We start from the raw sequence: 12,671 nt of genomic DNA, 5'->3' as shown, positions 1-12,671 counted from the left end.
CCGTGGTCGTCCGTGGCTCCGGGGGCACCGGGGCGATCCGGGCGCGGCCCGCGAACGGCGGCGGTCCGAACGGCAGCGCCCTGCGCGGCGGAGGCTCGGCACAGCGACGTCCGGGAACGGCGAAGGCCCGCCACCTGATGGTGACGGGCCTTCGTTCTGGTGGGCGATACTGGGTTTGAACCAGTGACCTCTTCCGTGTCAAGGAAGCGCGCTCCCACTGCGCCAATCGCCCTCGCCTGTTGCCGAGGTGGGGACGGGATTTGAACCCGCGTACACGGCTTTGCAGGCCGTTGCCTCGCCTCTCGGCCACCCCACCGAGGTTGCCCCCGTCATGCGTGGCGGCATCTCCGAGCGGACGACGGGATTCGAACCCGCGACCCTCACCTTGGCAAGGTGATGCGCTACCAGCTGCGCTACGTCCGCGTGTCTCCGGCGTTAACCGGTGACGGGTGAGAACTTTAGCCGAGCCGACGAGCGGTTGCCAAATCGGGGTGGTTCTCGGCGCGTCCGATGAGGGCGGGCCACCCCACCCCTGAGCTTCCTAGGAGGCTGGCCAGCCATTTCCCCCGGTCTGGACGGAGGAACGGGTCGGTCGTGGCGCGGTCGAAGTGTCCGGCTTCCGACTCTTTGGAGGGCGGATGGACCGTGATCGGTGACGCCTCGTGTTCAAGCTGATGCGCTACGGTAACGGCGTGACGAGACGTGCGGCCGAGATCCGCCTGGATGCCCTGCTGCGCACGGCCTGTGACGTGATCGTGGAGCGGGGTCTGGCCAACACCCGCACGGCCGACGTGGCGCAGGCGGCCGGGGTGAGCCAGGCGCTGGTCTTCTACCACTTCGCCACGAAGGACCGGCTGCTCGCGCAGGCGTTCGCGTACGCGGTGGAGCAGGACCTGGCCCGGCTGGACGCGGTGATGCGGTCCAGCGCCCCGCCGCTGACCAAGCTGCGCCGGATCGTGAAGCTCTACACGCCGGCCGGCCGGGCGACGTCGTGGGCCATGTGGATCGACGGCTGGGCGGAGTCGCTGCGCACCCCGGAGCTGGAGAAGGTCTCCCGTCGGCTCGACCTGCGCTGGCGGGAGGACCTCGCGGCGGTGATCTCGGAAGGCGTTCGCGACGGCACCTTCGAGTGCGCCGACCCGGCCGGCGCCGCGTGGCGGATCAGCGCCGTGATGGACGGCCTGGCGGTGCAGCTCGCAGTGCACGACCGGGTGATCTCCCGCCGCCAGCTCGCCGAGTGGGTCCGCCTGGTCACCGCCCGCGAACTCGGGCTGGACCCGGACCAGCTCGACTGACCGCGACCGCCCGAGGCCGGCGGAGCGGACCAGCTCGACCGAGGCCCGTCCCCGGAGGGCGGTGGAGCGGACGGGCTCGGCCGATGCGGTCATCCCCGGTCGAAGGCGGCAAAACGGCTCGGGCCCCCAGGGCACCCGGAACAATCGTCGGCATGGACCCGCTGGAGACGTACCGCCGCAGCCTGGCCGAGTTCATCGACCGGGTGGAGCTGGTCGGCCCCGGGCAGTGGTCGGACCCGACCCCCTGCCCGGACTGGGACGTCCGGGCGCTGGTCAACCACGTCGTCGGCGAGGACCGGTGGAGCGTGCCGCTGCTCGCCGGCCGGACGATCGAGGAGGTCGGCGACCGCTACGACGGCGATGTGCTCGGCCCGGATCCGGTCGAGGCGGCCCGGGACGCGGCGGCGCAGGCGGAGCTGGCCTTCACCCACCCCGGGGCGCTGGAGCGCACCGTCGCGCTCTCCGCCGGCGAGACCCCGGCGGACGAGTACCTGCACCAGCTCGTCGCGGAACACCTGATCCACGGCTGGGACCTGGCCGTGGCGATCGGCGCGGACCCCCGGCTGGACGCCGACGCGGTCGCCGAGTGCGCCCGCTGGTTCGGCCGACGGATCGGCGACTACCAGCGGGACAGGCTGATCCGGGCGGAGGCCGACGTGCCGGCGGAGGCCGACCAGCAGGACCGCCTCGTCGCCGCTTTCGGCCGCGACCCCGACTGGGCGCCGTAGCCCCCGCGTCGCACCCGCCGTCACCCGGGCGGCACCAGCGCGGCGACCACCCACCGTCTCGTGACGACGGGCCGGGGTGCGTCGCCGACGAGCCCGTGGCGCTCCAGGGTGATCGACCACCGCCGGTCTCCGCGATCCGTGGAGCCGCCATCGCGGCCGGGGCCGCCTTGAGTAGGCGTGGCTCTTGTCCCCGCCGACCAGGGCTGATATCCACAGATGCGCATGCTTGACCGCACGCGCGGCCGGCGGAGGGCCGGCCACCCCCGCTCCCACGAGGAGGTCCCGTGGCACAACCGGAGTGGACACCCTGGATGAGCCGGCGTCGACGCCGGCTCGTTCCCGTCCTGGCGGCGACCGCGGTGGTGGCCGCGCTGCTCCCCGCCGGCCCCACCGCCGCCGTCCCCACCGGCGGTGCCGCCACCGAACGGCGCTCCGGCCCGTTCGCCGAGGGGCACGAGCACGCCGACGTCGACAACCGCCCCGGCACCGCCGCCCCCGACGCCCGGCAGCGGGGCCTGGCCCGCAGGGCCGACCCGGACGTCCGCTGGAACCGGCTCGGCACCCCGCACGCGCTCGGCCCCGCCCGCGCCCCGCTCGCCACCGGCCTCCCCGGCGACCCGGAGGCGGCCGCCCGCGCGTACCTGACCGGCAACCAGGACCTCTTCGGCCTGGACGCCGCCGCGGTCGCGGCGATGGACCGGCTGCTGGTCCGGCCGATCGGCGACGGCGCGGTGGTCACCCTCCGGCAGCGCTTCGGCACCCTGCCGGCCGGGCACGACGGCCTGGTCACCGTCGCGGTCGCCGCCGGCACGGTCCTCGCGGTCAGCTCCTCGCTCTCCCGGGACACCGCCGCGCCGGCGCCCGCCACCCTCACCGACGAGCAGGCGTACGGCGCGGCGCTCGCCGACGCCGGCCTGGCCGCCGACGCGGTCCGCAGCCACAGCGTGCGGGCCGTCGCCGTGCCGACCCCGCTCGACGGGCCCCGGGCCGCGTACGAGGTGACCCTGATCGGCGCCGACGACGACCACCCGGAGGCGTTCACCACCTACGTCGACGGGATCACCGGGCAGGTGCTGGTCCGCGAGGACCTCGTCGACTTCGACTCCGACAACCCGAGCTGGGCCGTCTTCCCGGCCACCCCGCCGCGCGACCTCGGCCCCGGGCAGGACCCCCGGGTGCGCTGGTGCGGCGACCCCGCACCGGAGTGCCGGGAGGCGTTCCGCGACCCGGCCACCGGGCAGCCGTGGGACGTCGACGCGGCCACCGGCACGCCGACCGGCGCCGCGCGTGGCAACTCCGCCAACACCGTACGTTCCTGGGGCGGCGGCACGCCGGCCGTGCCGGTCACGCCCAGCCCGGAGCGGCGCTACGAGTACCCGTTCACCGACCAGTGGCACCAGGCCCGCTGCAACCCCGCGGTGTTCACCTCGGCCCAGCGCAACGACGGCGACGCGGCGATCGCCAACCTCTTCGCCATGCACAACCGGATGCACGACTGGGCCTGGCACCTCGGCTTCACCGAGGCCACCTGGAACCTCCAGGCGGTGAACCTGACCCCGCAGGGCCGGGGCGGCGACGCCGAGCAGGGCCGCGCGCAGCAGGGCGCGCTCAGCGGCAACCGGAACAACGCCAACCAGGGCACGCCGCGCGACGGGCTGCCGCCGACCACCAACATGTACCTGTGGCAGCCGCAGGCCGGCGGGCCGTACCCGCCCTGCGTCGACGGCGACTACGACATGACGGTGATCGGGCACGAGTACACCCACGCCATCACCAACCGGATGATCGCCGGCCCGGACAGCGGCATCGGCGGGCACCAGGGCGGTTCGATGGGCGAGTCGTGGAGCGACCTGCTGGCCGCCGAGTACCTCTTCGAGCACGGGCTGCGCGCCCCCGGCGAGACGCCCTACGTCACCGGCGGGTACGTCACCGGCAACCTGGTCAGCGGCATCCGCAACCACGACTTCAGCCGCAGCCCGCTGAACTACTCCGACGTCGGCTACAACACCGGCGGGCCGGCGGTGCACGCCGACGGCGAGATCTGGAGCGCCACCAACTTCCGGGTCCGTGCCGCGCTGATGAAGCGGTACGGCGTCGGCACCCCGCAGCGCCAGCTCGACTGCGCGCAGGGCCGGGTGGCGGTGGACCAGTGCCCGGGCAACCGGCGCTGGGCGCAGCTCGTCTTCGACTCGTTCCTGCTCCAGGCCGCCAGCCAGGTCAGCATGCTCGACATGCGGGACAACATGCTCACCGCAGACCTGCTCCGTTTCGGCGGCGCCAACCAGGACCTGCTCTGGGCCGAGTTCGCCCGCTCCGGGATGGGCCGGGACGCCGCCAGCAACGGCGCCTCCGACACCGACCCGACGCCGAGCTTCGCCGCCCCCGACGCCGACAACGCCGTGCTCACCCTCCGCCCGAAGGGCGACAGCGCCGACGCGCCGATCCGGGTGTACGTCGGGGCGTACGAGGCGCGGGCGGTCCCGGTGGCCGACACCGACCCGGCGACGGCGCTGCCGGACCGGATCGAGCTGGTGCCCGGCACGTACCAACTGCTCGCCGTCGCGCCGGGCTTCGGCCACCAGCGGCTCACCGTGGTCGCCAAGGCCGGCAAGGAGGGGTACGTCGACCTGCGGATGAGCCGCAACCTGGCGTCCACCGCCTCCGGCGCGACGATCACCGGCGACGGGGTCAACCTGGACCGGATCGCCGACGACACCGAGGCGACCAACTGGGCCTCCCTCGACGGGGTGGCCGGCAAGCAGGTCACCGTGGCGCTGCCCGGCGACGCGCCGCAGGTCGTGAAGCGGGTCAGCGTCAGCGCGATGCTGCGCCCGTCGATCACCGGCGACGCCGACCCGGGCAGCCAGAACTCGCTCAGCGCGCTGCGGTCGTTCGCGGTGTCGGCCTGCAACGCGAAGACCACCGACTGCGCGGATCCGGCGAACTGGCAGCGGATCCACACCAGTGCGGCGGACGCGTTCCCGGGCGGGGCGTACCGGGCGTACGTGCGGGACATCAACCTGCGCGAGTTCCCGGTGCCGACCACGCTGGCCACGCACCTGCGGCTGGAGGTCCTGACCAGCCAGTGCACCGGCGGGCCGGACTACGCGGGCGAGCAGGACGACGACCCGGCGACCACCACCGACTGCGCGACCGCCAGCCCGGCGCGTACGCAGGTGCGGATCGCGGAGTTCCAGGCGTTCTCGAAGTGACCGTCCGTCGGGGCCGGTCGGCGCGCCGGCCGGCCCCGACGGAAGCCCCGCGGCCCGACGGGCGGGGCGGCGGGAGACAATCGGCGGCGTGTCCGACCTTTCCACCGCCTTCGTCCGGCTGCACGCCCGCCTCGCCCCGGTCGCCTTCGTCCCCGAGGTGCGGCTGCACCAGGCGGACGACGCCATCGGGCTGTGGGAGCTGACCGAGGGCGAGTTCCGCAGCGCGCAGCCGCCGCCGTTCTGGGCCTTCGCCTGGGCCGGCGGGCAGGCGCTGGCCCGGTACGTCAGCGACCATCCCGAGCTGGTCGCCGGCCGCCGGGTGCTCGACCTCGCCGCCGGCTCCGGCCTGGTCGCCATCGCCGCCGCGCGGGCCGGCGCCGCCGCCGTCCGCGCCGTGGAGATCGACGAGCTGGCCGTCGCGGCCGTGGCGGTCAACGCCGACGCCAACGGGGTACGCGTCGACGCGGAGCTCGGCGACATCCTCGACGGCGACGCCGGCGGGGCCGAGGTGGTGTTCGCCGGGGACGTGTTCTACAGCGAGGCGATGGCCAACCGGGTGCTGCGCTTCCTGCTCCGGGCCGCCCGCGCCGGGGCGGACGTGCTGGTCGGCGATCCCGGCCGGGCGTTCCTGCCCCGCGACCGCTTCGACGAGTTGGCCGCCTACGACGTGCCGGTGCCCGAGACGTTGGAGAGCGTACGGGTGAAGCGCACCACGGTGTGGCAGTTGCGGGCCGGGCTGCCGGGAGCCGCCCGATAGCGTGTCGACGTGCTGTTCCGGAGCTGGGCGCAGACCACCGACGCGCACTGGCCGGACGTGGCCCGGGTGGCCGACCACGTGGGTGTCGAACACCTGGTGGTGACCCGGCACGCGCTGGTGCGGGAGGTGCTGACCGACCCGGTCACGTACCGGCCGGACAACGCCCTGGACGCGGTGACCCCGATCCCGGTGGCCGCCCTGCGGGTGCTGGCCGGGCACCGGTTCCGGCTGCCGCCGACCCTGGCGAACAACGGCGGCGCCAGCCACCCGCAGATCCGGGCTATCGTCGCCGAGGCCCTGCACCCGGCCCGGGTCGCCGCGCAGCGGCCCTGGCTGACCGGACTGGTCCGGGAGCGCCTCACCGCGATCGGCGCCGTCCTGGACGCGGGCGCGCCGGTCGACCTCTACGCCGAACTCGCCGCCGACCTGCCGCTGCTGGTGCTGGCCCGGCTGGTCGAGCTGCCCGACGCGCCGGTCGGGGCCGTGAAGGAGTTCGCCCGCGCGGCGCTGGAACTGTTCTGGGCGCCGCTGGACGCCGACCGCCAGGCGGCGCTCGCGGCCGAGGTGGGCCGGTTCCACCGGGTGCTGCGGGAGTTCGCCGAGACCGGGGGCGGGCTCGCGGGGTCGCTGCGGGCCGCCGGGCACCCGCCCGACGTGGTGGTCGGTGCGCTGTTCTTCCTGCTCGTCGCCGGCCAGGAGACCACGTCGCAGTTCCTCACCCTGCTGCTGCACCGGCTTGCCGGCGAGCCGGCCGTGCTGGCCGGCCTGCGGGCCGGCACCGTCGCGGTCGCCGACGTGGTCGAGGAGGGGCTCCGGCTGGAGCCGCCGATCGTCACCTGGCGACGGGTGGCCGCCGTGGACGCCACGCTGGGCGGGACGGCGGTGCCGGCGGGCACCAGCATCGTGCTGTGGCTGGCCCGCGCCGGCCGGGACCCGGCCACCGTGGAGGCGCCCGACGAGTTCCGGCCCGGGCAGCGCGGATCCCGCCGGCACCTGGCCTTCGGGGCAGGCGCGCACCGCTGCGTCGGTGACCAGCTCGCCCGGATGGAGGCGGCGGTGGTGGTCGGTGAGACGGCGCCGCTGCTGGACGGGGTCGCCGTCGTCCGCGCGCCGTGGTGCCCCGACAACCTCACGTTCCGGATGCCCGACGCCTTCGTCGTCCGACGCCGCTGAGCCGCCGGCGTGGCGGCGTGGCGGCGGATGGTCGGGTGCCGCGCCCGGTGGCGCCGCCCCGGGCGCGTGCGGGCCCGGGGCGGGTCAGCCGCTGGGCTCGACCAGCCCCGCCTCGTACGCGAGGATCGCCGCCTGCACCCGGTTGCGCACCTCCAGCCGGGTGAAGATGCTGGTCAGGTAGCTCTTCACGGTCCCCTCGACCAGGTACAGCCGGCGGGCGATCTCGGCGTTCGACAGTCCCGCCCCGACCAGCGCGAGCACCTCCCGCTCCCGCTCGGTCAGCCCGGCGAGCCGGTCCCGCGCCACCGGCCGGCGGGCCACCCGGTCCCCGCCCAGCTCGATCACCCGACGGGCCACCCGCGGCGACAGGTACGCGCCGCCGTCGGCGACGGCGTGCACCCCGGCGATCAGCTCGCGCGGGTCGCCGGCCTTGAGCAGGAACCCGCTCGCCCCGTGCCCGAGCGCCCGGGCCACGTGGTCGTCCTCGCCGAAGGTGGTCAGCATGACCGTCGCCGTCTCCGGCACGAGGCGGCGGATCTCGGCGGCCGCGCTGAGCCCGTCCAGCCTCGGCATCCGGATGTCCAGCAGCGCCACCCGGGGCCGGTGTGCCCGGACGAGGTCCACGGCGGCCCGGCCGTCGGCGGCCTCGCCGATCACCTCGATCCCGGGGTCGGTGGCCAGGATGGCCCGGACACCGGCCCGGATCATCGCCTCGTCGTCGGCGAGCACGACCCGCACCGGGCCGCCCGTGTCGGCGTTCATCCGTCGATCCGCTCCTTGCTGACCAGCCGGCCGTCGGTGAAGCAGAGCCGCCAGGTCGGCTCGGCCAGGGGGAAGTTCCCGTCGGTGTAGTACTCACAGCCGGGCCGCGCCGGCCCGGCGGGCGGGTCGAGCTGGCGCCGGGGCAGCCCGGTCAGCGCGGCGCGCTCCGCGCCGAGGGGCATCCGGGCGAAGGCCTCCGCGCGAAGCACCGTACCGGCGGTGGCCACCGGGTAGTAAACCAGCGACAGGACCAGGGCGAGGCCCACCGGGGCGCCGAGCGCCGTCAGCAGGCTACGCCGGACCCGCCGGCGGGCGACGCGCAGCCGCCGCTCGGCCTCGGCCGGCCGAGGGCCGCCGGCGAAGCCTGGGCCGCTGGCGGGGCCTGGGGCGTCGCCGGGACCTGGGGCGTCGCCGGGCGAAAGGACGGCGTCGGCGCCGGGAATGCCGCCCAGCGGCAGCCGGGCGCGGACGGCGAAGCCGCCACCGCCCAGGGGACCGGCCGTCAGGGCACCGCCGGCGAGGCGGACCCGCTCGGCGAGGGCGAGCAGGCCGGAACCGCTGGACGGCGGGCCGGGCAGCGGCCCGGCCGGCGGCGGCGCGTTGACGACCGACACCTCGACCCGGTCGCCGTCGCCGACCAGGGCGACGGTGACCGCCGCGCCGGGCGCGTACCGGGCGGCGTTGGTGAGCGCCTCCCGGACCACCCGGTGCAGGGTGCGCGCGGTGGCCGCCGGCAGGTCCGGCAGCCCGCCCGGCGGGTCCACGTCGACCGCCATGCCGGCCTCCCGGGCCCCGTCGACCAGGTCCGCGACGGTCTCGTCGGCCGGCCGGGTGGTGGCCGTTGCGCCCTCGTCCCGGAGCACCCCGATGATCCCGTGCAGCCGCTCGGTGGCGGCCGCGACGCTGGCCCGCAGTTCGCCGGCGGCGGCCCGGTGCGCCGGGGCGAGGTCGTCGGTGACCTCCAGGGTGGCCGCGCGCAGGGCGATCAGGCTCAGGTCGTGCCCGAGCGAGTCGTGCATCTCCTGCGCGATGCGGGCCCGTTCCCGCAGCCGGATCCGCTCCGCGGCGCCCCGCTGCTCACGGTCCCGGGCCTCGGCGTGCCACCGGCCGGCGTCGGCCAGGGCGGCCTGCTGACGCCGGTACCGCCCGACGAGCCACGGAAACACCCCGGCGAAGAGCAGCACCGAGGCGAGCAGGAACCAGGTGGCCGCGCCGGTGCCGAGCAGCCCCAGGTTGAGCGCGGTGCCGCCGGCCGCGATCGCGGCGAAGGCGAGAGCAGCCGGCACGGCGGTGGCGCTGCGGCGGCCGGCCAGGTAACTGAACACCGGGATCGCGAAGAGGAAGTTGCCGTCCAGCAACGAACCGAGCACCGCCGCCACCAGGGCGGCCACCGGCCACCGCCGGCTCACCGCGACCGCCGCGGTGAGCAGCAGCAACGCGCCGACCGTCAAGGCGACGGCCCGCCCGGAGTGCGGCGGCGTGACGCCCGCGTACCCGATCGGGGCGGCGGTCACCAGCCACAGGAGCAGGTCAGCGGTCCACCGCCGGACGCCCGCCCGGGCCACCCGTCCGCCGCCCGCGAGCCCGGCCCACCAGCTCTCCACGGCGGCCAGGCTACCCACGCCCGACCTGGGCGGGCACCGACGAAAGTCAGGTTCTCAGCTGATCTCCTCGGCCCAGGCACGCCAGTCGTCGAGCACCCCGTAGAGGGCCGGGGTGAGCCAGCCGGGCGCGGACCGCCGGAACACCCCCGGGTCCATCGCGCCGGCCCCCGCCGGCAGGGCACCCAGCAGATGCGGCACCAGCTCGGTGAGGTTGGCCCAGTGCACCAGCTCCGGGTCTGCCGGCCACGCGCCGATCACCACGCCGGCCGGCACCGCCCGGCGTTCCAGTGCCTCCAGGGTGAGCGCCGTGTGGTTCAGGGTGCCCAGCCCGGCCCGGGCCACCACCACGGCCGGGGAACCCAGCGAGACCGCCAGGTCGGCCACCGTCCAGGGCTCGCCCGACGGCCGCAGCCCCATCGGTACGAGCAGCCCACCGGCGCCCTCCACCAGCACCAGGTCGTGCTTCTCGGCCTCCTCGCGGACCGCGTCGACGGCGGTGTAGAGCTCCAGCGGCTCCAGCTCGGCGACCCGGGCCGCGGCCAGCGGGGCGAGCGGGTCCGGGAAGCTGGCCAGGGTCCGGCCGGTCAGCGGGGCGGCCAGCCGGGTGACGGAGTCGACGTCGCCGGGCTCGCCGGTGGCCGTACCCGTCTGGCCGGGCTTGACCACCGCGACGCGCAGGCCGGCGGCCTGCGCCGCGGCCGCGATCGCGGCGGTCACCACGGTCTTGCCGACCTCGGTGTCGGTGCCGGTCACCAGCACCGGCCCCCGCCACGGCACCGTCACCGTGTCACCTCGGTCCGCGACCGCGGGGCTCGCAACACCGGCTCACTCCTCGCGCTCACGGTGCACACTCCACGATGACCTCCAGGGCCCGCTCGAAGTCCCGCCGGGGCACCCCCGCGCTGATGGTGAGCCGCAGCCGGGACCGGCTGTCCGGGGTGGACGGGGGACGGAAGCAGCCGACAGCCACCCCCCGGTCACGGCAGTCGGCCGCCCACGCGCTCGCCGCCTCGGGCCCCGGTGCGGTGACCGAGACGACCGCGCCGTCGGGGTCGGAGACGGCCAGGCCGGCGGCGGCCAGCCGGCGTACCACGAGAGCGGCCCGCTCGGCCAGCTCCGCGCGCAGGTCGTCGCCGGCGCGGGCCAGCCCGACGGCGGCGTGGACGCCGGCGGCGACCGCCGGGGGCAGCGCGGTGTCGAAGATGAACGTCCGCCCGGTCTCGACCACGTGCCGGACGAGCGCGGCCGGCCCGGCGACCACGCCGCCCGCGCCGCCGAGCGCCTTGGACAGGGTCGCGGTGACCACCACGTCGGGCTGGCCGGCGAGACCGGCGGCGGCGACGCCCCCGGCGCCCGCCGGGCCGGTCACCCCGAGGGCGTGCGCGTCGTCGACGAGCAGTATCGCGCCGTGCTCCCGGGCGACGGCGTGCAGCCGGGCCAACGGGGCGAGGTCGCCGTCGACGGAGAAGACCGACTCGGTGACGACCACCGCCGGCCGGCCCGGCGCGGCGGCGAGCGCGGCGGCCACCGCCGCCACGTCGGCGTGCGGCGTCACCACGGTCTCCGCGCCGGAGATCCGGCAGCCGTCGATCAGCGACGCGTGATTGTGGGCATCGGAGACCAGGAGCGTACGCGACCGCACGAGCGCCCGGACCGCCCCGAGGTTGGCCAGGTAGCCGGACGAGAAGACCAGCGCCCGGTCGGTGCCGAGCCAGTCGGCGAGGGCGTCCTCGAGCGCGTGATGGGCGTCGGTGGAGCCACGCACCAGCCGCGACCCGGTGGCCCCCAGCCCGTACGCGGACAGCGCCCGCGCCGCCGCGGCGGCGACCTCGGGGTGGGTGGCCAGGCCGAGGTAGTCGTTGCCGGCCAGGTCGACCACGGCGTCGCCGGCGGCCCGGGGCAGCAGCGTGCGGGTCAGCCCCGCCTTCGCGCGCAGCTCGGCGCGGCGGTCGAGCGCCGCCAGCCAGTCCGCCACCGTCACCCCCACGCCGCCCGGGCCGCTCGTCGTCGGCCGCTTCCGCCGGGCGAAATTACCACCCGCCGGACCTGGCCCGGCGCGTCCACCCCGGCGCCGCCGGCCCGGCACGCTGGCCGTTTCTCCCGGCCGGGCGGCCTTGTAGGGTACGAGCCATGCCAGAGATCCTCGACCAGGCCCGAACCCAGGTGCTGGAGAACGGCGTCGGTCTCGACGAGGCCGGCGTCCTCGCCGTGCTGAACCTGCCCGACGAGCACCTGCCCGCCGCGCTCCAGCTCGCCCACGAGGTGCGGATGCGCTGGTGCGGCCCCGAGGTGGAGGTCGAGGGGATCGTCTCGCTGAAGACCGGCGGCTGCCCGGAGGACTGCCACTTCTGCTCGCAGTCCGGCCTGTTCACCTCGCCGGTGCGCTCGGTCTGGCTGGACATCCCGTCGCTGGTCGAGGCGGCCAGGCAGACGGCCGCGACCGGGGCGACGGAGTTCTGCATCGTGGCCGCCGTGCGCGGCCCGGACGCCCGGCTGATGAAGCAGATGCGCGAGGGCGTCGCCGCGATCAAGGCCGAGGTCGACATCCAGGTGGCCGCGTCCCTAGGCATGCTCAGCCAGGAGCAGGTCGACGAGCTGGTCGACATGGGCGTGCACCGCTACAACCACAACCTGGAGACGTGCCGCTCCTACTTCCCGAACGTGGTCACCACGCACTCCTGGGAGGAGCGCTGGGAGACGCTGCGGATGGTCCGCGAGTCCGGCATGGAGGTCTGCTGCGGCGGCATCCTCGGCCTCGGCGAGACGGTGGAGCAGCGGGCCGAGTTCGCCGCGCAGCTCGCCGAGCTGGACCCGCACGAGGTCCCACTGAACTTCCTCAACCCCCGGCCCGGCACCCCGCTCGGCGACCGGCCGGTGGTGGAGGGCAAGGACGCGCTGCGCGCCATCGCCGCCTTCCGGCTCGCGATGCCGCGCACCATCCTGCGGTACGCGGGCGGCCGCGAGATCACCCTCGGTGACCTGGGCACGCGCGACGGCCTGCTGGGCGGCATCAACGCGGTGATCGTCGGCAACTACCTGACCACCCTGGGCCGGCCGGCGACCGCGGATCTCGAGCTGCTCGACGACCTGAAGATGCCGGTCAAGGCGCTCTCCGCGACGCTGTGAGCGCCCGGTGACGA

General features: G+C 75.9%; 10 protein-coding genes and 3 tRNA genes. 6 read left to right on the top strand and 7 right to left on the bottom strand.

Annotation, left to right across the window (positions count from 1 at the left end; all coding sequences use genetic code 11):
- Nucleotides 1-157: 157 nt before the first annotated feature.
- The 3 genes from ABT006_RS29600 to ABT006_RS29590 all read right to left on the bottom strand — a co-directional run bounded on the left by ABT006_RS29600 (nt 158) and on the right by ABT006_RS29590 (nt 423).
- Nucleotides 158-232, bottom strand: a tRNA-Val gene (locus tag ABT006_RS29600).
- A gap of 13 nt (nt 233-245) precedes the next feature.
- Nucleotides 246-316: transfer RNA gene (locus tag ABT006_RS29595), tRNA-Cys, on the bottom strand.
- A 34-nt stretch (nt 317-350) separates the two neighbouring features.
- Nucleotides 351-423: transfer RNA gene (locus tag ABT006_RS29590), tRNA-Gly, on the bottom strand.
- A gap of 269 nt (nt 424-692) precedes the next feature.
- Here ABT006_RS29590 and ABT006_RS29585 point away from each other — a divergent pair.
- The 5 genes from ABT006_RS29585 to ABT006_RS29565 all read left to right on the top strand — a co-directional run bounded on the left by ABT006_RS29585 (nt 693) and on the right by ABT006_RS29565 (nt 7,165).
- Nucleotides 693-1,295 carry a TetR/AcrR family transcriptional regulator gene (locus tag ABT006_RS29585; RefSeq protein ID WP_350711691.1) on the top strand — a complete coding sequence of 201 codons (603 nt, stop codon included), beginning with the start codon at nt 693-695 and terminating at the stop codon, nt 1,293-1,295.
- 152 nt (nt 1,296-1,447) lie between these two features.
- Nucleotides 1,448-2,023, top strand: coding sequence for a TIGR03086 family metal-binding protein (locus ABT006_RS29580; RefSeq protein WP_350711689.1), 576 nt, complete (start codon nt 1,448-1,450; stop codon nt 2,021-2,023).
- A 284-nt stretch (nt 2,024-2,307) separates the two neighbouring features.
- The gene (locus ABT006_RS29575) at nt 2,308-5,235 is read left to right on the top strand and encodes a M36 family metallopeptidase (RefSeq protein WP_350711688.1); all 2,928 of its coding nucleotides are present in this window, start codon (nt 2,308-2,310) and stop codon (nt 5,233-5,235) included.
- An 88-nt stretch (nt 5,236-5,323) separates the two neighbouring features.
- A complete protein-coding gene (locus tag ABT006_RS29570) occupies nt 5,324-5,992 on the top strand; it encodes a class I SAM-dependent methyltransferase (RefSeq protein ID WP_350711686.1) in 669 nt (222 codons plus the stop codon).
- A gap of 9 nt (nt 5,993-6,001) precedes the next feature.
- Entirely contained in the window at nt 6,002-7,165 is a 1,164-nt protein-coding gene (locus tag ABT006_RS29565; RefSeq protein WP_350711684.1) for a cytochrome P450, read from the top strand.
- 84 nt (nt 7,166-7,249) lie between these two features.
- Here ABT006_RS29565 and ABT006_RS29560 read toward each other — a convergent pair whose 3' ends face one another.
- The 4 genes from ABT006_RS29560 to ABT006_RS29545 all read right to left on the bottom strand — a co-directional run bounded on the left by ABT006_RS29560 (nt 7,250) and on the right by ABT006_RS29545 (nt 11,506).
- Nucleotides 7,250-7,927: a response regulator gene (locus tag ABT006_RS29560; RefSeq protein ID WP_350711683.1), complete on the bottom strand. Its 678-nt coding sequence runs from the start codon at nt 7,925-7,927 to the stop codon at nt 7,250-7,252.
- Complete coding sequence (locus ABT006_RS29555) at nt 7,924-9,531, bottom strand: sensor histidine kinase (protein WP_350711681.1); 1,608 nt, start codon at nt 9,529-9,531, stop codon at nt 7,924-7,926. The genes ABT006_RS29560 and ABT006_RS29555 overlap by 4 nt, the downstream gene beginning before the upstream one ends.
- Nucleotides 9,532-9,585: 54 nt before the next feature.
- Nucleotides 9,586-10,290: a dethiobiotin synthase gene (bioD, locus tag ABT006_RS29550; RefSeq protein WP_350711717.1), complete on the bottom strand. Its 705-nt coding sequence runs from the start codon at nt 10,288-10,290 to the stop codon at nt 9,586-9,588.
- A gap of 79 nt (nt 10,291-10,369) precedes the next feature.
- Entirely contained in the window at nt 10,370-11,506 is a 1,137-nt protein-coding gene (locus ABT006_RS29545) for an 8-amino-7-oxononanoate synthase (protein WP_350711679.1), read from the bottom strand.
- 155 nt (nt 11,507-11,661) lie between these two features.
- Between ABT006_RS29545 and bioB the strand changes: the two genes are divergently transcribed.
- The gene (gene bioB / locus ABT006_RS29540) at nt 11,662-12,657 is read left to right on the top strand and encodes a biotin synthase BioB (RefSeq protein ID WP_350711677.1); all 996 of its coding nucleotides are present in this window, start codon (nt 11,662-11,664) and stop codon (nt 12,655-12,657) included.
- The last annotated feature ends 14 nt before the right edge of the window (nt 12,658-12,671 follow it).

This window comes from Micromonospora sp. NPDC002717 (assembly GCF_040295705.1).
In the GTDB taxonomy this organism is placed as follows: domain Bacteria; phylum Actinomycetota; class Actinomycetes; order Mycobacteriales; family Micromonosporaceae; genus Micromonospora.
This window is presented reverse-complemented; position numbering and strand designations above follow the sequence as displayed.

Excerpts from the sequence above, each read along its gene's own strand:
- bioB (WP_350711677.1), top strand. The coding sequence starts at position 11,662 with ATGCCAGAGATCCTCGACCAGGCCCGAACCCAGGTGCTGGAGAACGGC.
- ABT006_RS29560 (WP_350711683.1), bottom strand. The coding sequence starts at position 7,927 with ATGAACGCCGACACGGGCGGCCCGGTGCGGGTCGTGCTCGCCGACGAC.
- ABT006_RS29580 (WP_350711689.1), top strand. The coding sequence starts at position 1,448 with ATGGACCCGCTGGAGACGTACCGCCGCAGCCTGGCCGAGTTCATCGAC.